Consider the following 20,316-nt stretch of genomic DNA (forward strand, 5'->3'; position numbering starts at 1 on the left):
AGCGATGAAGAGTGAAGTTTGGATTTGATATCGATGATACATTAATTGATTTAAGGCAGCATGCTTTTCATTTATATAATAAGAAATTAAACAAAAAAGTAGGATTGGATGTATTTCATTCTTTAAAAACAATTGAAATTCATGAAGCATTTGGCATGACTTCGGAGGAAGGCAGTCATATGTGGAATAGTTTGCTGGATGAGATTTATTATACTTCTTGTTCACCGTTTCCATATGCAGTAGAGACATTACAAGAATTAGAAAAACAGGGACATGAAATATACTATATAACAGCACGGCCTAAAGAACATGGAGAGCAAACAAAAAAATGGTTAATAGAAAAAGGTTTTCCGGTACATGAAGATCGCTTTTTCTATGGAATGAAGGATGAAGAAAAAATACACTTCATACAAGAAATAAAATTAAACTATTTCTTTGATGATAAGCCGGCAGTCTTAGAAACGTTAATAGGAAAACCGATAAATGTGTATGCAAAAACTACTTCTTACAATCAACATCTCAATATCCCGCGGATTACAAGTTGGACGGAGTTAGGAGATATTATAAAGAAAGAAATGTGAGGATTTAACTGGCAAATCAAATAGAGCTAAGAGTATATTGAGTGTTACAATTTTAGAGGAAAGACATAGGTGTTATGTCTTTCCTTATTTTTTAATACTATCGTTTTTATTAGTGTGATGTGCTAGGAGTACTTCTAATAGAGAGGAAATAGAAAAATGAGCAATAAGAAAAATATTTTTAAGCTAGTCTTGTATGGTAGTGTAATTTATACATCAATGATGGGTTCCCCTGGTGCCACAATATTTTTGGATATTTTGGATGAGAAGTTCAAGAATTAATAGGGTGTGTTCATAATCATGAATTTTTGGAAAACCAAAATTACAATGTTAGGTTATTTTGAATCAGTAGTGGATGATATGCAAAATTGCATATTACAAAATAAACATCGTAATTTTTGGATTCTTGGTATAAAATACATTACTTAAACTATATATTAGAATGGAGAAAGTGAATTGGAATTATTAAGAAACAGTAAGGTTGGTACAAAACTAAACATATTAATAACTATATCAAGTATTGCATGTATAGTATTATCCCTAATAGGGTTTTGGGGATTAGAAAGAGGGAAAAGTACTTCCTCTAATATGTATGAGGATAATTTACTACCAATTGAGTGGATTGGTATTGTAGAATCTAATTTTTATCATGTTAATATGAACTTTATGGAAATTATGGTATCAAAAGATGAAAAAGAATGAATTAATAAGAGAAATGGACGGAATTCGTCAGGAAAATGATTATCTTTTAAAGCAGTTTGAGGCTAAAGTTATTTCTACTAAAGAAAAGAATTATATAACACGTTTTATGAAACATTTAATAAATTAAGAACTCAAATGAAGAAAGCGCAAGAATTAGGAAATCTAATAATGAGGAAGCATATGCATATTACCTAAAAGAGATTGAACCTAATATGCAAAAATCAATAAAATCAATTCGTGAATTAATTTTATATAATAGTAATAATGCAGAGCTTTTACAGAAGGAAAATAATAATAGTGCTCAAAATACAATGATAATGTTTGTTAGTATTTCGCTTTTAGCAATTTTAATAATTATATTAATTGGATATATTATTAAATTAACTATCCGAAAACCACTTGTGTTACTACAAAATGATATGGAAAAAGTAGCAGCTGGAGATTTAACAACACGTACTCCTTATAAAGCAAATAATGAATTAGGGCATATTGTTCAGTCTTTTAATAGTATGTTAGATAACCTTCAACAATTAATTGCGAATGTTAAGATGACAACACAAGAGGTTATTTCTACTACGGAGGGCGTATTACAAGATACAAATCGAGCGTCTAGTATTTCAAATGAGGTTGTACAGACTGTTTTAGAAGTAAAAACAAAAATAGAAGGACAGGTAACTAGTATTCAGGAGAGCTCATCCTCAATGGAAGAAATTACAACAGGGGTGCAAACTGTAGCTGAATCTTCAGCAGTAGTCGCTGAGGTAGCAGTAACGACTACAGAACGAATAAATATCGGTAGTGAAGTGATAAATCACTCTATTCTTCAAATGAATAGTGTACATGATGTTGTCGAGGAAACATCAAAAGTAATAAATAAACTTGTTACACGTACACAACAGATTGATACAGCTCTCGCTGCAATTACTAATATTGCCGAACAAACGAATCTTCTTGCCTTAAATGCCGCTATTGAAGCGGCACGTGCTGGAGAGAATGGGAAAGGATTTGCAGTGGTTGCCGCAGAAGTTCGAGACTTGGCTGAGCAATCTAAAGAATCTGCAAAGGAAGTGAATCATTTAATAAAATCCATTCAACAAGATACTCAAGATACAGTTAATGTCATGCGAAAAGGCCAACAGAAGGCAGTAGAAGGAAAAGAAGCTGCCCACAAAGCGAATCAAACCTTCTTGTCTATTATGAGAGATATTGATAAGATTACAAGTCAAATTCAAGAAGTATCCGCAGCGACAGAAGAGATGTCTGCTGGTACAGAAGAAGTAAATGCTTCTCTTTCGCTAGTTTCTGAAACTGCAACGGATGTGAAAAAGGAGACGCTTCAAACAGTAAATTCAATTCAATCACAGGCCGTATCAATTGAACAAATATCAATCCAATCCAACAAAATGAAAGAAAAGGTGGAAGAATTAAGGGGATTGGTTTCAAAATTTAATATTACAGAATAAGATAATTTATTCAATTATAAATGTAATAACATGTATGAAAACACATGAAGACTTAAGGGGCTTCGTGTGTTTTTTTATTGAATAATGTATGAAATAATATTGGATCATTACAAGATATCTCGAAATTTTTCGTTAAACATTAATATATGCAAAATTACATATATTTAATGATTGATAATCATGAGCTAATGTAACTATAATAATTACACTAATAAGTAACTTACTGACGACAGTTATAAGTAAAGAAGGAGGGTTTTATTGTATTTTGTATATAAAAAATAGAAAAGGAGATATGTAAATGAAAAGGCTACTTGTTATAGGCATCATGTATACAATGTTTTTCCTCATAGGAAATATACACTTACATGCTGATGAACGAACAAATGTAAAAGAAATTACTAGTTTAGAAGAGCCTACTTGGATATTTCAGGCGGGCATAAGTAAGGGTAAATATCACGATCGACAAGATTTAGGATTTATTTTGCAGAGAAATACACCATTAAAGGTAAGACAAACGAATCCTAATTTTAAAGACAAATTAACATTACGTTTATTGTCTAATGACTCTAAAAATGAAAAATCCATACAAGTAGGAAATGAATGGATTACCATTCAAGGTGATACGCCTTTAGTTCCTTTCATAGATACTCCGTATGGTGAAGAGCACGCTGTACTTGAGTACCAAGTAGGGAATGAAAGTGCTACTAAACCTCTTCCCATTTATAAACAACAAGGAAGTGTATCTCAATTTTTTAGTACATGGGATCAATTTGATGGAGAGTATGCGTTACTTCAAGGGGAGAGTTTTCAATTATTTATACCTAAAAAAGATAAAGAAATAGTAAGGTCTTTAAAAGATTTTCAATCATTGGATGAGTTAATTGCGTATTATGAAAATATTTTTGCGATGTATGATTCAATTATTGGTTTAGATGGTTCAGCGGTTGAAAATAAAAAAAGTCAAAATCGTTATTTTTTAAAAGCAGATATATCCGGTGCTGGCGGTGCCTATTATGGTGCAAATTGGACAGCGAATAGTTCAGATAGTACAAAGATGTGGTTAGATAAACTGAGTTGGGGAGCTTTACATGAAATCGCTCACGGATACCAAGCTGGTTTTGATAATCAAGGAATATTTACAGGAGAAGTTTCTAATAATCTATTCGGTGTTCAATATCAATATAGTAAATATGGAAAAAAAGCAGATCAAGTTGGTTGGTTGTTTAATTTCGGGAAAAAGGAACAAGTAGAACGGAATTTATATAATGCTTTAATGAAAGAAAATAAAAATTATGATGACTTAGATTTACGACAAAAACTTATTCTTTTAACGATGGCGAAACAAAAAGCTGGCGATGAAGCTTTTGCAAAAATGTATCAAGGTTATCGAAAACTAGCTAGCAATGCTGCTTTCAAAAAGGGGGATTATTCTTTACCGGATTTAATGAATCAGTATTATAGCGAGAATGTACAAGTTGATTTTACACCCGTTTTTGAAAGATGGGGCTTTAAGCTTAATCATAAACAAATAGAGATGAATAGGGCGAAAGGTTATCCGGCAATGACTTCTTTAGCGTATATAGTGCCTGAATCACAATTAGCTAAGGCGAGAGCTCTAGTTGATCCTGATATTCCGATAAACTCTAACTTTGAAATAGTTACGAATCAGCAAATTGCTTCACTTGGGTTAAAAGGGAATTTGCATATCCATTTAAATACAAATGAAATAGATACATTGAAAGGAAGAAAGATTAAATTAAAAGAAGGGAATACAGTTGTTCAAGAAAAAACAATTGAAACAGCAGATATCAATTTACAAGACGTACCAAATGGGGTTTATACGGTTGAAATTTCAGGTGAGAAAATGGATAGAATGTATCATTTCCGTTCGTATTATGCCTATGTAAAGGAAAAGGATAATAGTCTAACGATTGATGTTAACGAAATGAAAGTGAGCAATTTGGTAAATGAAACGATTCAATTCCTAGGATTAGGAGATGATCAGTTTGCCGAATTAAATACAGACTTAGAGCAAAAGCGGGCTGTTTTTACGGTTACTACTAAAACGCCTCATAGCTATTATGCAGATGAAAAATACGCATCAATAGAGGTGTTTAATGAGAAAGGTGAAAAAATTTATACGAAGGAAATGGAAGGGACAAATGTAACGATTGTAAAAGATACTATTCCACTAAAAGAAGGATATAAAATTAAAATCTATCATGATGAAATAAAAAAACGATTAACTAGTAAAGCTACTATTATTAATCCTATGAATAAAACGAATGAATTTATAATGACAAAATGGGGACTGAAAAATACTTATTTAAAAATAATCCAGAAGAAAATCTTATGAAAAGAATTGATGAAGAAATGGAAGAAATTATAAGTAATCCGGTTTTAAAAGAGATACCAATGCAAAAATTAGAAATGAAAAAGAATGTGTGGATGGCGATAAATATGTTATCAGAACCACAAAAATAACGTATATAAATAAATATAAAGATAGCTTATATAATGAGTAATTTTGAGGAATGAAATGAATCTAAAAGTAAAGACGCAATCTATCTATATTATGAGGAATCACAATTCATAAACAGTAGATAAACATAGATAGTTTGAAATATCTATGTTTCCAATTTTGAAAAAACATTTATTTAACTTAATAATAAGATTATAAAGGAGTAAGAATATGAATAATTTCGTAAAGGTAGGTTTAACTACAGGAGTGGTGTTATCGGCGATTATGCCCTATGGAGGAGTGCATGCGGAAACAGAAGATTTAAAAGTGGAAACAAAGGAAGATACGTTCCGAACAGGTAATTTAACAGCACCTTCTCAAAATTCGGCAGAAAATGTAGCAAAGGATGCACTAAAAGGAAAAACAGAACAAGCATTATCATCAAAGCAAGTTAATACGGAATCCAAAGTTAATTATAATGTTACGCAAAGTCGTAAATCTTATGATGGTACTACATTGGTACGTCTTCAACAAACGTATGAAGGACGTGATGTATACGGATATCAACTAACAGCACATATTAATGATGATGGTGTACTTACGAGCGTTTCAGGGGATAGTGCCCAAGATCTACAACAACAGGAAGATTTGAAACAACCTATTACTTTATCAGAAGAGGATGCAAAAAAACAGCTTTTCAACATCTATGGAAATAATCTCACATTTATTGAAGAACCAGAAATTAAACAAGTGGTATATGTAGATGAAAATACAAATAAAGCTACAAACGCATATCAAATTACTTTTAGTGCATCTACACCTGAATATGTATCTGGTACAGTATTAATTGATGCTTTTGGTGGTAATCTATTAAAAGAACTCGTTCAAAAATTGGGTATACAAGTAGATAGTAGTATTGTCCAATCTGCGACAGCAAATAAATCACAAGATTCTTCAAGATTAACAGGTACAGGAAAAGATGACTTAGGTATTAATCGTACGTTTGGAATTACGCAGCGAAGTGATGGAACGTACATGCTTGCAGATTATTCTCGTGGTAAGGGAATTGAAACATATACTGCTAATTATAAAGATTATAATAATTATAGAAGAAATGTATGGGGTTATCTCGATGATTTAGTAACAAGTAATTCTACAAATTTTACTGATCCTAAAGCAGTTAGTGCTCATTATTTAGCAACGAAAGTATATGATTTTTATCAAGAAAAATATGGCCGTAACAGCTTTGATAATAACGGACAAAAAGTAATTTCTGTCGTTCATGGTTGGAACACAAATGGTACGAATAAAGGAAATCCTAAGCAGTGGTTTAATGCATTTAGTAATGGAGCTATGCTAGTATACGGAGATCCAATTGTTAGAGCATTTGATGTGGCAGGACATGAATTTACACACGCGGTTACAAGAAATGAGTCTGGACTTGAGTATGCAGGAGAAGCTGGTGCAATTAATGAGGCTCTATCTGATATTTTAGGAGTAGCAGTTGAAAAGTATGCTAATAACGGAAAGTTCAATTGGACAATGGGAGAACAATCAGGTCGTATTTTTAGAGATATGAAAAACCCATCATCTATCTCTTCTAGATATCCGGAGGACTATAGACATTATAATAACTTACCTATTGATGCTGACCACGATCATGGTGGTGTACACACGAACTCTAGCATTATTAATAAAGTAGCTTACTTGATTGCTAGTGGTGGAAACCATAATGGAGTAAACGTACATGGCATTGGAGAAGATAAAATGTTTGATATTTTCTATTATGCAAATACGGATGAATTAAATATGACTTCTAACTTTAAAGAATTAAAAGAAGCTTGTATTCGTGTAGCAACGAACTTATATGGTAAAGACTCATTAGAAGTACAAGCTGTCCAACAAGCCTTTAAAGCAGCTTATATTTAATAATATTGCGATGAATTATAAACCCTTTTATTTTAATATAGTGATTAATTTGTGTATAGGCAAAAACCTTGTAGAATTTTTCTGCAAGGTTTTTTAGAATTTTATTTTATAAATGTGTTATATGGTTTTTAGTTAATTAGGATAAAAATAATCTTATAACTGTATGTAAGAATGTGTGATTTTACAACCTTTTCTATGATAAAAAGATACTACTTTAGCAAATATAAAGAGTTAGAAATTATAGTTTATAGGGCACTTTTTGTTCCTATGGAACTTTAAAGTGCGTAATTTTCTTTATCGTTAATATATATCATAATGGTATTTATTAGTTGGTTTTAGCTTTACTCTGCTGTTGATGTGATTTTTAACATGACAATGATTAGAATCAGAATTATCGAGTAGATCTAAATGATAATAATTTCGATTTTTAATTCCGTACAGAGTCCAATAGCTACATAATTTTCGTTTATACTCTTTCGAAAAAAGGGTGGATCTGCTTATTTTCTGTTAAAGATAAGAGAAGTGAACCACAATATAAACGTAATTATTTATTCCAACGTAAGTCAATCATGTAGCACATGAATTTGGAGGGATCTATATGCATATGCAATTAAAAGGAAAAACAGCACTGGTTACTGGATCTACGGCAGGGATTGGAAAAGCAATTGCCACTTCATTAGTAGCGGAAGGAGCTACTGTACTTATTAATGGACGCCGTGAAGAAAATGTTAATCAAACGATAAACGAAATTCGAGCGCAGTATCCGGATGCTATTCTTCAACCTGTAGTAGCTGATTTAGGAACAGAACAAGGGTGCCAAAATGTGATTGAAAAGTACCCTGAAGTAGACATTCTTATTAACAACTTAGGGATTTTTGAACCTGTAGAATATTTTGATATCCCTGATGAAGATTGGTTTAAATTGTTTGAAGTCAATATTATGAGTGGTGTTCGACTTACTCGCTCGTACTTGAAAAAAATGATTGAAAGAAAAGAAGGAAGAGTCATCTTTATTGCTAGCGAAGCAGCTATTATGCCATCTCAAGAAATGGCTCACTATAGTGCGACTAAAACGATGCAACTCTCACTTTCTCGCAGTTTAGCTGAGCTGACGACAGGAACGAATGTGACTGTTAATACTATAATGCCTGGTTCGACTTTAACGGAAGGAGTGGAGACTATGTTAAATAGTCTTTATCCTAATGAGCAATTGACAATAGAAGAAGCTGAGAAGCGATTTATGAAAGAGAATCGACCAACCTCTATTATTCAAAGACTTATTCGACCAGAAGAAATTGCCAATCTTGTCACGTTCTTAAGCAGCCCACTTTCTTCAGCAATTAATGGTTCCGCGTTGCGAATAGACGGGGGATTAGTACGTAGTGTGTTTTAAAAAATTAAAAACAACATAATATTCTGTTGAAGGTAAAGATGGTAAGGCAAATGAGGTGTATTTTATCTATTAATGGAAATATATAAAAAGCAAATTGCGACATGCAAACAGCCGAATTTTCTACTATAAGAAAAATTCGGCTGTTCTTTTTTTACTTGTTGTAAAGGATGGAAAGCTTTTAAGATTGTGGCACGCCTCTTAAGACAAAGATAAGGCGAAGCAATCCCGCTGTTATTTGTATTATTTAGTGAAAGTTACCAAACGTTTTTCAACACTATTTTCCCAATTGCTTTATTTGACTCCAAATATTCATGTGCTTGTGCAACTTCATCAAACGTAAAAAGTTTAGAATCTAGCAATGGTCGAAGGTGTCCTTCTTCTACTATTTGCGTTAGTTTAGTTAAAATTTCCCCGCAAGCGTCACGTTTATCTGTATGTAATATTTTTAACGCCATAAAAGTAACGTGCAGAGAGAGTCCTTTTGCGTGTAAAGGAGAGAGGTCATGGGTTGAACGAGCTGCAATTGTTACGACAGTTCCGTTGACCGCAGCAGCTTCAAAAGAATGATCAAGATTCTTGCCGCCTACTGTATCAAATATAACTTCAAATCCGTTTCCGTTCGTATGTTTTTGTACATATTCTTGAACAGATTCTTCTTTATAATTAATAGCTATGTCGGCTCCTAGACGATGGGCGATGTCTATTTTGCTTTGCTGAGAAGCGGTTGTAAAAACTTTAGCGCCTGCCCATTTAGCTAGTTGAATGGCTACGTGTCCTACGCCACCAGTAGCTCCATGAATGAGAATATTTTGACCAGGTTTAATATTTGCACGATCAAATAAAGATTCCCAAGCTGTAATTGCAACTAATGGTAGAGCAGCAGCTGCTTCCATTGTTAAATTTTTAGGTTTGTGAGCAATTAATCGTGCATCAGCAAGCATAAATTCTGCAAGTGCACCTCCAGTTTCTTTAAAACCTCCGGCACATCCGTATACTTCATCCCCACATTTAAATTTCGAAACACCTTCTCCTACTTCAATAACAATACCAGCTACATCGCCGTGTAATATAGCTGGAAACTCAGGAGCGACTGCTGAAACGGCACCACTACGCATTTTTGTATCGATTGGATTTACACTTGTTGCTTTTACATCGATTAGAACATGACCTGGTAAAAGTTTTGGTTTTGAAACTTCTTCTAATTGAAATACAGATGAACCCCCAAAAGAATGGATAATTTGTGCTTTCATAGTTTATACCTCCTGTTTGTGGTTATAGCATAGCAAAGTACGAAAAATAAGTATAATATTTTGAATTTGGTTAGTAACAATTTTATATAAAGAAAGGGAAAGTACGTGAAATAATGAAACGTATTTGCAAAAGCAACAGTAAAGCTTTTTGAAGAAAGGGTAGATGTTATTTTTGCAGCATGATTTATTATTACTCACTTAGTATAGGTACTTTAAAGTGCCTACATCACTTTAAAGTACGTACTGTTATTCATGTTATGGCCGATTTATAATAACACTCGTAGCACAAAGAAAGTTATAACGATTACAATCGGCAACAATGTGGTGTTGCAGTGTTGCTTATAAATTTTGAGAAGAAATATGAAAAGTATAGGTTTATATGAATGAGGGAAAGTGAGTGAAACACATGGAAAAGTTTGCGAACCATTTTGGATATAATCGTATGTTTGCGAAAGATCAACTTACGTTAGGAGTTCACATTCCGATTGAAAATTATCAGTTTCATGCTCCAACGATGGAAAAACAAGTAGAGTTAGTACAAAAAGCGGAACAATACGGTTTTACAGGTGTATGGCTTCGCGATGTATTGCTGCAAGACCCTGATTTTGGTGATCCTGCAACAGGTCAAATTTACGATATGATGATTTATTTGACGTATTTAGCAAGCAAGACAGAGAAAATCGCATTTGGAACGTCGGCAACAGTGTTGTCACTTCGTCATCCATTGCGTGTAGCAAAAGAAATTGCTACATTAGATCAACTATTTCCAGAAAGAATTATGCTTGGCGTTTCATCCGGTGACAGACGTGCCGATTTCAAAGCGTTAGGTGTTAGTCATGAAACACGAGGTGAAAAGTTTAGAGAAGCATTTGCTTACTTGGAAGAAATTTTGTATAAAAACTTCCCGTCTATCCAGTCGACACTAGGAGAAGTTCATGGTGCGAATTTAGTTCCAAAACCGTCTAAACGTGTTCCAACCTTTATTACAGGTTTTAGTCAGCAAAATATGGAATGGTTTGCTGAACATGGAGATGGATGGATGTATTATCCACGTAGTCCGGTGCATCAGGCGGGAGCAATTGGACAATGGAGAGAACTAGTAGAGGATTATCATCCAGATGTATTCAAACCATTTATACAACCGATGCATTTAGATTTATCTGAAGATCCAAATGAACGTCCTACACCGATACGTTTAGGTTACCGTACAGGGAGTAAGGCACTAATTGAATTACTTGATATATATAAAAGTATTGGTGTGAATCATTTATTCCTTGCTCTATTTGATGGTCAACGTCCAGCTGACGAAGTATTGGATGAGCTAGGAGAAGAAGTGCTACCGCATTTCCCAGCCTTGTAAAGGAGTGAAAAGAATGAAAGCAATAGGACTTATGCAATATGGAGATAAAAGTGTACTACAAGAGATTGAAATGCAGACACCGCTATTGGAAGACAACGATGTACTGATTGAAGTATATGCAGCTGGTGTAAATCCTGTGGATTGGAAAATACGTGAGGGTTTACTTCAAGACGTAATTTCTTATGACTTCCCGCTCGTTTTAGGATGGGATGTTGCAGGTGTAGTTGCTGCTATAGGAAAAAACGTAACAGTATGTAAAGTGGGGGATGAAGTATATAGTCGTCCAGATATTGAACGAAATGGTACGTATGCAGAGTACGTGGCAGTAGATGAGAAGTATGTAGCGAAAAAACCGAGAAATCTATCTTTTGAGGAAGCGGCATCAATCCCTCTAGTAGGTTTGACAAGTTGGCAAAGTTTAGTGAAATTCGCTAATGTTCAAAAGGGTAATAAGGTTTTAATTCATGCTGGATCTGGCGGGATAGGTACGTTTGCTATTCAACTAGCGAAAAGTTTCGGTGCACATGTTGCAACTACGACTAGTACGAAAAACATGCAATTTGTAAAGGATCTAGGCGCTGATACTGTCGTCGATTACAAAACGGAAGACTTTTCTTTGCTTTTGCATAATTACAATATTGTATTTGATGTGTTAGGTAGGGATGTACTAAAGAATAGTTATAAAGTACTTGCACCAAATGGAAAGTTAGCGTCTATTTATGGTCCGAAAGGTATGAAAATTCCGCAAACCGAGATATCAAGAGAGAAAAATATTGAGAGTGACCATATATTTACTGAACCTAACGGATATGAACTTTCTCTTATTACAGAATTAATTGAGAGCGGGAAGATTAAACCTGTTGTCACGCATGTGTTGCCTTTACATGTAGAAGGTGTAAAAAAAGCACACCACATAAGTGAGTCAGAACGTGCTCTTGGGAAAATTGTATTGAAGAAACATTGGTAAAGTATGAGGTTTTAGAGACAGTATTGTGCTAAGTAGCGAATGAACTTATATATTCTATTCTAGCAATTGTTTTAAAAGGGAGAGAACAAATGGATTCAATGACATTTCTTTTACCCCGCATTAACAGGCAGTAAGACCCCCACCTCAAAATTCAGCGATATCATAGAAGTTAGGTGGGGGCAACTGCCTGTAAAAGCCCGATTGGTTCAACTAATAATCAGTGGGGATGAACAAAACCCCCACTGATTAAAGTTTCACTTTATCCGGAGCGACAGGGGATTTAGCGAAACGCAAAATTTATCCTGCTTTATATAAGCTATTTAGTAATCAAAATATACCACAATCTATTTCGATTATCGGTATCGGCAGAAGGGTAATGTCAGATGTGGAATTTCAAACAAAGGTAGAACAATCCCTTGCTACATTTTCTAGAAGATCTACTGATGATGAATTAGGAGTAGAAGAATTTATTAGCACATTTCGTTATTGTCAATTAAATACAGCGAATATAGAGGACTATCAAGATTTGTTGCGTCTTGTAAAGAGGCGTGAAACAGAACTAAACATTCCTGAAAACCGCATGTTTTACCTATCTGTTATACCAGAAGTATTTGATGTCATTGCTTTAAATATTAAGGAAAGTGGATTGTGGGCTACAAAAGGATTGAACCGTCTTATTATAGAGAAGCCTTTTGGTTATCATGTAACGTCTGCTCGTGAGTTTAATAGAAAAATGATTGAAGATTTTGATGAAACTGACATTTGTTATATCAATCATTATCTTTGAAAATGAATGGTAATTAGGAATACACTTAGAAAAGCATTACGAAATAAATAGTATGTAATGCAAGACATTTTTATTGACGATAATAATTTATATGGTTAATATACTAGACATAAGATTATTTAATTACTAAAAGTAATCGGATATACATTTGTTTGTTGAGTTCGATAAATAAGTAATCTGTGGTAGAAGTGCTTTGAATTGCCACTATTAATATTGGGGACAATTAGAAAGCGAAAGGTATAAAAGGAATTGGAATTTGATAACTCTTTGTTTTTTTTATAAAAACAGGGGCTTCTGTACAATTCATTTTTAAAATATTGACAAGGATTATACAACAAGAGGGGGACTGAAATTGGAATCAATGACCTTTGTTTTATTTGGAGCGACAGGGGACTTAGCGAAACGCAAAATTTACCCCGCACTATATAACTTATATAGAGATCAAAAGCTTCCAAAGCAAATATCCGTTATCGGGCTTGGGAGACGTCAAGTATCTCATGTGGATTTTCAAGAAAGAATAAAAGAATCAATAGAGACGTTTTCCCGTCATAGAGAAGAAGGTACTCCAGAACTCGAAGTTTTTTTAGATAACTTTCGCTATTGTCCATTAGATGTGAGTAAGCCGGAAGACTATGAGAGATTATTACAAGTCGTTCGTGAAAGGGAAGAAGAGCTACATATAAAAGGTAATAGAATGTTCTATCTTTCCGTTGCTCCTGAATTTTTCGAGACGATTGCTTTAAATATTAAGGAAAGCGGACTTGATAAAACGGATGGATGGAAACGCCTAATGATTGAGAAACCGTTTGGGCACGACCTTGCATCTGCTCGTGAGCTGAATGATAAACTTAGTCGCACGTTTGAAGAAGACGAGATATACCGTATTGATCATTATTTAGGTAAACCGATGATTCAAAATCTTGAAGCACTAGAATTTGCAAATCCTGTTCTCCAGTCTATTTGGAATAAAGAACATATAGCGAACGTACAAATCACAGCTAGTGAAACAGTTGGGGTTGAAGAAAGAGCAGGATATTATGATCAGGCAGGAGCCATTCGAGATATGGTTCAAAATCATATGTTACAAATATTAATGATGACTGCTATGAATCTGCCGGAAAAGGTTAATGCATGTGAAATTCGAGAGGAAAAGCGAAAGGTAATGGAGACGCTTCGTAAAGTGAAAAAAGAAGACGTTCAAAACCATATCGTTCGCGGTCAATACGTTTCAGGAGAAATAAAAGGCGGACAAGTTGTAGCGTATAAAGAGGAGCCAGGAGTAAATCCTTCTTCTAACATAGACACATTTGTTGCTGCTCGCCTGTGGATCGATAATCCATTTTGGACTGGCGTTCCATTTTATATACGAACAGGAAAACGAATGAAAGAAAAGTCTACTCGTATTGTAATCGAATTTAAAAATACGTTAAAACAGCAATATCAAGATAGTAATCCAAATGCAGCACCTAACTTATTAATAATTGAAATTAGTCCAGGTGAGAACGTTTCATTACAGTTAAATAGTAAAAATCCATTGAAAAATGGAGAAATTGAACCGATGCGTATTAACTTTACTTGTGAGCAAGCGGATGTGGGAGTACCTGAAGCGTATGAAAGACTCATTCATGATGCGGTGAGTGGAGACGCTACATTCTTTGCACATTGGAGAGAAGTTGAATTGTCATGGGAATGGGTACAACCAATTCTTGAAGCATTCGAGGAGAACTTATTACCACTTCATGAATATGAGTCTGGTTCATATGGTCCGGATGCGTCTAATGAATTATTGCAAGAAAGTGGATTTAAATGGTGGTTAGATCAAGAGACGGAAAAATAAGTACTTTCTTTCATGAAAGCATGTAGGGGGACGATTACTATGACACAAAACATAAATCAATTAGCAGTGAATACAATTCGTACATTATCAATTGATGCTATTAATGCGGCAAATTCAGGTCATCCAGGTCTTCCGATGGGAGCAGCACCGATGGCTTATGCATTATGGGCGAATCATTTAAATCACAATCCTAATCATCCGAAATGGTTTAACCGTGATCGATTCGTTTTATCAGCGGGACACGGATCGAGCCTACTGTATAGCTTACTTCATTTAGCTGGATATGACGTTTCAATTGATGACTTGAAAAACTTCAGAAAGTTAAATAGTAAAACACCAGGACATCCTGAGTTTGGTCATACTCCTGGAGTTGAAGCGACGACAGGCCCGTTAGGACAAGGGATTGCTAATGCTGTCGGAATGGCAATGGCAGAAGCTCATTTAGCAGCGAAGTTCAATAAGGATGGTCACTCTATTATAGATCACAATACGTACGCATTAGTCGGAGATGGTGACTTAATGGAGGGTGTCGCTTATGAAGCGATGTCAATGGCAGGACATATGAAACTGGGCAAGTTAATTGTACTGTATGATTCAAATGAAATTTCACTTGATGGTGAATTAGGCATTGCTTTCTCTGAAGATATTCAGAAAAGGGCAGAATCTGTACATTGGCAATATGTAAGAGTTGAAGATGGAAACGATGTCGATGCTATTACAAAAGCTATTCAATCAGCGAAAGAAAATACGGATCAACCTACTCTTATAGAAATTAGAACTATTATAGGTTATGGAAGTCCAAAAGTTGCTGGAACGAACAAAGCACATGGTAATCCGCTTGGAGTAGAAGAGGCAACAGCGACAAAACAAGTGTATGGTTGGGGTTACGAGGAAGATTTCTTTGTACCTGAAGAAGTAAAAGCTCATTTTAATGAACTGAAACAAAAAGGTATTGAAAAAGAAAATGACTGGAATGAGCAGTTCAATTCATACAGAGAGTCGAACCCTGCACTAGCAGATGAATTAGAAAAAGCGATTACAGGTGATGTTTTAATTGAAGCGAAAGACATTCTATCCTTTGATATTGAAAAAACGATTTCCACTCGTGTTGCAAGTGGGGAAGCTATTAATCATTATGTGAAATCGATCCCTTCTATTTTCGGTGGAAGTGCGGATCTTTCTCATTCTACGATGACAGATATAAAAGGTGAAGCAGTATATGCAGTAGAATCATATGCCGGACGAAATATATACTTCGGTGTACGTGAACACGCAATGGGCGCGGCAGCGAATGGACTGGCTCTCCATGGAGGAGTAAAACCTTTCGTAAGTACATTCTTTGTATTTAATGATTACCTTCGTCCATCGATTCGACTGGCTGCACTGCAAAAGTTACCTGTTACTTACGTATTTACACATGATTCGATTGCTGTAGGAGAAGATGGTCCAACGCATGAACCAATTGAACAATTGGCAGCGCTTCGAGCAATTCCTGGTCTAACAGTTATCCGTCCGTCAGATGCAAATGAAACAGCAAGTGCTTGGGCGTATGCTTTACAGCAAACGGATGGTCCAGTCGTTTTAGTACTGAGCCGTCAAAATTTACCAGTGTTTAATGAAACGAAAGCGAACATAGAGAATCTCTCTAAAGGAGCTTACGTATTAACACAAACGAATGAAAATCCGGATGTAATTTTAATTGCGACAGGTTCTGAAGTATCCTTAGCTACTAGTGCGAAAGCAAAATTAGAAGAAGATCAAGTTTCTGTTCGCATCGTTGCAATGCCGAGCTGGGAGTTATTCGATCGCCAATCGAACGAATATAAAGAATCCGTTCTTCCGTCTTCTATAACGAAACGAGTATCTCTTGAAATGGGTGTATCTCTAGGTTGGGAACGTTATGTAGGACAAGAAGGAAAAGTACTATCAATTGAAACATTTGGAGCTTCAGGAACTGGAGCTGAAGTCATGAATCTATTTGGATTTACGACAGAAAATGTTGTTCAAATTACAAAAAATGTGTTGAATTCTTAAGCTATGACTGTGAATACCTTTCTGTACATACTAACATTTCAGTGCTGAAAGGTATTCCAGATTGTAGTGATATGAATTTTTAATAAAAGATAATTTGAGGAGGAATTATATTATGCAAGTAGGATTAATTGGGTTAGGTAAAATGGGATTAAATTTAGGGAAAAATTTAATGGATCATAAACATGAAGTAGCAGCATTTGATTTAAATGCAAGTGCAGTGGAAGAAATGAAAGAGTACGGGGCTACAGGTACATCTAGTTTAAGTGAACTTGTTCAGTCATTACAAACACCAAGAATTCTTTGGGTAATGGTACCACACGCTGTTGTTGATTCTGTTATTGATGAGGTTACACCACTTTTATCAAAAGGAGATATTTTAATTGAAGCAGGTAATTCACATTATAAAGAGTCTATCCGCCGATATGAACAATTAAAGAAAGATGGCATTCACTTTATGGATGCAGGAACTTCTGGCGGAATGGAAGGCGCTCGTAATGGTGCTTGTTACATGATTGGAGGAGATCAAGAAGCTTGGGACATCGTTGAACCTATCTTCCGCGATACTGCTGTAGAAAATGGATTCTTATATGCTGGAAAAGCTGGTAGTGGTCACTTCTTAAAAATGGTTCACAACGGAATTGAATACGGTATGATGGCTGCTATTGGTGAAGGATTTGAGATTCTAGAGAAAAGTGAATTTGACTACGATTATGAAAAAGTATCAAGAGTATGGAACAACGGTTCAGTCATTCGTTCTTGGTTAATGGAATTAACAGAAAATGCATTTTCTAAAGATGCAAAACTGGATGAAATTAAGGGTGTTATGCATTCTTCTGGTGAAGGAAAATGGACAGTAGAAACAGCATTAGACCTTCAAACAGCAACTCCTGTTATCGCAATGTCTCTATTAATGCGCTACCGCTCATTAGACAATGATACATTTACAGGAAAAGTTGTAGCAGCTCTGCGTAATGAATTTGGCGGACATGCAGTAGAAAAGAAATAAAGTGAAACTTTAATAAGTAGGGGCTTTATTCCACACCAATCGGGCTTTTACGGGATAAGCATATTAAACATGTAACTCATCAACGTTTAAAAACTGGAGGGAATGGATCATGAAATTTTTTATTGATACTGCAAATCTTGAGGACATAAAAAAAGCATATAAACTTGGAGTTTTAGCTGGTGTTACAACGAACCCGTCTTTAGTAGCAAAAGAGGGCATTAAGTTTGAAGACCGTATTGCAGAAATTTGTCAGGCAGTGCCGAAAGTTGAATCTGTTTCGGCAGAAGTAACGCCAGATGCTGTTACAGCTGAAGAGATGATCGCTCAAGCAGAGGAACTGATTAAGATTAACGGCGGCGATGAAAAAGTTACAATAAAACTTCCGATGACGCTAGCAGGATTAGAAGCTTGTCGCTATCTTACTGAAAAAGGTGTGAAAACGAACGTTACACTTATTTTCACAGTGAACCAAGCTCTTTTAGCGGCTCGAGCAGGTGCAACGTATGTTTCTCCATTTTTAGGGCGCTTAGATGATATTTCTGAAGATGGCGTATTATTAGTTGCTAAAATTGCTGAATTATTCGATGTTCATCAATTAGATACACAAATTATTGCGGCTTCTGTTAGACATCCAGATCACGTAACTCGTGTAGCGATGGCAGGTGCTCACATTGCAACAATCCCTTATAAAGTAATCGAGCAACTTGCTATGCACCCATTAACAGACCAAGGTATTGAGAAATTTGCTGCGGATTGGGCGAAAGCTCCTAAATTATAATGCATGAAAGTGAAGGTGCTTGCCGAAAATTGCTTTTCATGAGAGGACAAATCCTAAGTAACTTCATCGTTTAAACTGGATCCTGAGTTTGTAGTCTTACTACGTGAAAAAAGCAGAGATGAAAGTGTCATTCACTTTTAAAAAAGGAAAAATTGATCGCGCGAAGCGTTTATCACAATAACATTATAATTATGAAAGAGAAATCCCCTTATTAGAGAGATGAGTTATAGTGTATCTCTAATAAGGGAGATTCTTTTTATATAAATCATTATGATGTGAAGATGCTTTTAAACGTATAGCAATATGTAAAGGTATCTTTTACTCAAGTAAGAACTATATAGGTTCTTTTCATTATATAGTAATTATGAAAGGGTTTACATAAAGGGGGATTGAGTATGAATATGTACCTTTTAATTATTACATTATTATCAATTGTAATTGTTATTTTAGGGGTATCGTGGTGGAGATGGCATGCGTTTATTAGTTTAACGGTTGCAAGTTTGTTTTTAGCAATTATGTCTGGAATGCCAATGGATAAAATAGTGAGTGCTTATGAAACGGGAGTTGGAAGTGTTCTCGGGCATTTAGTAGGTATTTTAGTATTAGGTACAATTTTAGGGAAAATGATGGCAGAGTCAGGTGCTGGAATGCAGGTGGCAGAGTTCTTTATAAAATCCTTTGGGATAAAAAACTTACCATGGGCTATGTTAATTGCAGGTTTTATTATTGGAATCCCGGTGTTTTTTGAAGTAGGTATTTTAATATTACTACCGTTAGTAATTTCAATTCATAAAACAACGAAACAAAATATTTTATTGATAGCATTACCAGCAATTGCTGGGCTATCTGTCGTACACGGCCTTGTTCCTCCGCATCCAGGGGCAATTGTAGCAATTGGTATTTATAAAGCGAATCTTGGGAAGGTACTAATGTATTCACTCATTATTACATTTTTTGCAGCGATTATTGCAGGTCCTATATTTGCGAAATGGATTCACAAACGTGTAATTCCTGAAAATGAGCCAGAATTGATTCGTGTAAATACAAAATCAACGAAATTACCAGGAATAGGAGTTTCATTTTTAGTTATATTGTTACCTGTTATGTTAATGGTTTTAGCTGCAGCAGCTCCTTATGTGCCTCTTTCTACTACTTTGATGAAGACTGTCACATTAATCGGTAGTCCTATCATTGCACTATTGATTGCATGTTTTGCAGCGTTTTATTTTCTTGGATTTCGCCAAGGTATCGATAAAAAGGCTATTAAGAAGGTAACAGAAGATAGCTTATTACCAATCGGTTCAATTGTTGCGATTATTGGTGCCGGCGGGGGATTTAAGCAAATTCTTATCGATAGTGGTGTAGGCAATGCTATTGCTCAAATGTCTGAGCATTTAGCACTATCTCCAATTGTATTAGCATTTATAGTAGCAGGATTAATTCGAATTGCAACAGGGTCAGCGACAGTCGCTTTAACAACAGCAGCGGGTATCGTTTCGCCAATCGTTGAAAATACAACAGGTGTGAACTTAGAGTTACTCGTTATTGCAACAGGTGCAGGAGCATTAATGTTTTCACACGTAAACGATGCTGGTTTTTGGATGGTAAAAGAATACCTAGGGTTAACAGTGAAAGAAACATTTAAAACATGGACTGTATTAGAAACGTTACTTTCATTTATCGCTTTTGGAGGAGTTTTACTACTCGATATGTTTGTTTAAGATAAAGATGTTTCTATTTAGATAATTGTGGCATACAACGTTATCAATAG

Annotated in this window: 14 protein-coding genes and 1 pseudogene; 14 read left to right on the forward strand and 1 reads right to left on the reverse strand. The window is 35.0% G+C overall.

The window, feature by feature from the left end; translation table 11 throughout:
- Positions 1–11 precede the first annotated feature (11 nt).
- From IQ781_RS26435 to IQ781_RS26455, 6 genes and pseudogenes are all read left to right on the forward strand, one after another.
- A complete protein-coding gene (locus tag IQ781_RS26435; protein ID WP_000668224.1) occupies positions 12–581 on the forward strand; it encodes a 5' nucleotidase, NT5C type in 570 nt (189 codons plus the stop codon).
- Positions 582–1,034: 453 nt separating this feature from the next.
- Positions 1,035–1,280, forward strand: a complete 246-nt coding sequence (locus tag IQ781_RS28510) for an MCP four helix bundle domain-containing protein (protein ID WP_481748662.1) — start codon at positions 1,035–1,037, stop codon at positions 1,278–1,280.
- 212 nt (positions 1,281–1,492) lie between these two features.
- Complete coding sequence (locus IQ781_RS26440; RefSeq protein WP_481748663.1) at positions 1,493–2,743, forward strand: methyl-accepting chemotaxis protein; 1,251 nt, start codon at positions 1,493–1,495, stop codon at positions 2,741–2,743.
- 298 nt (positions 2,744–3,041) lie between these two features.
- A pseudogene (locus IQ781_RS26445) lies at positions 3,042–5,268 on the forward strand (putative mucin/carbohydrate-binding domain-containing protein).
- Positions 5,269–5,435: 167 nt separating this feature from the next.
- Positions 5,436–7,133: a M4 family metallopeptidase gene (locus tag IQ781_RS26450; RefSeq protein ID WP_001058949.1), complete on the forward strand. Its 1,698-nt coding sequence runs from the start codon at positions 5,436–5,438 to the stop codon at positions 7,131–7,133.
- Positions 7,134–7,731: 598 nt separating this feature from the next.
- On the forward strand, positions 7,732–8,526 hold the full coding sequence (locus IQ781_RS26455; RefSeq protein WP_000551092.1) for an SDR family NAD(P)-dependent oxidoreductase: 795 nt from the start codon (positions 7,732–7,734) through the stop codon (positions 8,524–8,526).
- Between the two features lie 254 nt (positions 8,527–8,780).
- Here the strand turns inward: IQ781_RS26455 and IQ781_RS26460 are convergent, their stop codons facing one another.
- Positions 8,781–9,776 carry a zinc-dependent alcohol dehydrogenase family protein gene (locus tag IQ781_RS26460; RefSeq protein WP_000647269.1) on the reverse strand — a complete coding sequence of 332 codons (996 nt, stop codon included), beginning with the start codon at positions 9,774–9,776 and terminating at the stop codon, positions 8,781–8,783.
- Positions 9,777–10,182: 406 nt separating this feature from the next.
- Here IQ781_RS26460 and IQ781_RS26465 point away from each other — a divergent pair, with 406 nt between their 5' ends.
- The 8 genes from IQ781_RS26465 to gntP all read left to right on the forward strand — a co-directional run bounded on the left by IQ781_RS26465 (position 10,183) and on the right by gntP (position 20,266).
- Positions 10,183–11,136, forward strand: coding sequence for an LLM class oxidoreductase (locus IQ781_RS26465; protein WP_063220418.1), 954 nt, complete (start codon positions 10,183–10,185; stop codon positions 11,134–11,136).
- A gap of 13 nt (positions 11,137–11,149) precedes the next feature.
- Positions 11,150–12,103 carry an NADP-dependent oxidoreductase gene (locus tag IQ781_RS26470; protein WP_063220398.1) on the forward strand — a complete coding sequence of 318 codons (954 nt, stop codon included), beginning with the start codon at positions 11,150–11,152 and terminating at the stop codon, positions 12,101–12,103.
- Positions 12,104–12,398: 295 nt separating this feature from the next.
- A complete protein-coding gene (locus tag IQ781_RS26475) occupies positions 12,399–12,890 on the forward strand; it encodes a glucose-6-phosphate dehydrogenase (protein ID WP_072770174.1) in 492 nt (163 codons plus the stop codon).
- Positions 12,891–13,242: 352 nt separating this feature from the next.
- Entirely contained in the window at positions 13,243–14,727 is a 1,485-nt protein-coding gene (zwf, locus tag IQ781_RS26480; protein WP_000445365.1) for a glucose-6-phosphate dehydrogenase, read from the forward strand.
- A 39-nt stretch (positions 14,728–14,766) separates the two neighbouring features.
- The gene (gene tkt / locus IQ781_RS26485; RefSeq protein WP_063220399.1) at positions 14,767–16,761 is read left to right on the forward strand and encodes a transketolase; all 1,995 of its coding nucleotides are present in this window, start codon (positions 14,767–14,769) and stop codon (positions 16,759–16,761) included.
- A gap of 112 nt (positions 16,762–16,873) precedes the next feature.
- The gene (gnd, locus tag IQ781_RS26490) at positions 16,874–17,767 is read left to right on the forward strand and encodes a phosphogluconate dehydrogenase (NAD(+)-dependent, decarboxylating) (protein WP_001195913.1); all 894 of its coding nucleotides are present in this window, start codon (positions 16,874–16,876) and stop codon (positions 17,765–17,767) included.
- Positions 17,768–17,876: 109 nt separating this feature from the next.
- A complete protein-coding gene (gene fsa, locus IQ781_RS26495) occupies positions 17,877–18,545 on the forward strand; it encodes a fructose-6-phosphate aldolase (RefSeq protein WP_000667676.1) in 669 nt (222 codons plus the stop codon).
- Between the two features lie 395 nt (positions 18,546–18,940).
- Complete coding sequence (gene gntP, locus IQ781_RS26500; RefSeq protein WP_001057602.1) at positions 18,941–20,266, forward strand: gluconate permease GntP; 1,326 nt, start codon at positions 18,941–18,943, stop codon at positions 20,264–20,266.
- Positions 20,267–20,316 lie beyond the last annotated feature (50 nt).

Origin of the sequence: Bacillus sp. N447-1, assembly GCF_022701035.1 — a bacterium.
Classification (GTDB): Bacteria; Bacillota; Bacilli; order Bacillales; family Bacillaceae_G; genus Bacillus_A; species Bacillus_A cereus.

Excerpts from the sequence above, each read along its gene's own strand:
- IQ781_RS26440 (WP_481748663.1), top strand. The coding sequence starts at position 1,493 with ATGCAAAAATCAATAAAATCAATTCGTGAATTAATTTTATATAATAGT.
- IQ781_RS26465 (WP_063220418.1), top strand. The coding sequence starts at position 10,183 with ATGGAAAAGTTTGCGAACCATTTTGGATATAATCGTATGTTTGCGAAA.
- gnd (WP_001195913.1), top strand. The coding sequence starts at position 16,874 with ATGCAAGTAGGATTAATTGGGTTAGGTAAAATGGGATTAAATTTAGGG.
- IQ781_RS26455 (WP_000551092.1), top strand. The coding sequence starts at position 7,732 with ATGCATATGCAATTAAAAGGAAAAACAGCACTGGTTACTGGATCTACG.
- IQ781_RS26450 (WP_001058949.1), top strand. The coding sequence starts at position 5,436 with ATGAATAATTTCGTAAAGGTAGGTTTAACTACAGGAGTGGTGTTATCG.
- gntP (WP_001057602.1), top strand. The coding sequence starts at position 18,941 with ATGAATATGTACCTTTTAATTATTACATTATTATCAATTGTAATTGTT.
- tkt (WP_063220399.1), top strand. The coding sequence starts at position 14,767 with ATGACACAAAACATAAATCAATTAGCAGTGAATACAATTCGTACATTA.
- fsa (WP_000667676.1), top strand. The coding sequence starts at position 17,877 with ATGAAATTTTTTATTGATACTGCAAATCTTGAGGACATAAAAAAAGCA.
- IQ781_RS26470 (WP_063220398.1), top strand. The coding sequence starts at position 11,150 with ATGAAAGCAATAGGACTTATGCAATATGGAGATAAAAGTGTACTACAA.
- IQ781_RS26460 (WP_000647269.1), bottom strand. The coding sequence starts at position 9,776 with ATGAAAGCACAAATTATCCATTCTTTTGGGGGTTCATCTGTATTTCAA.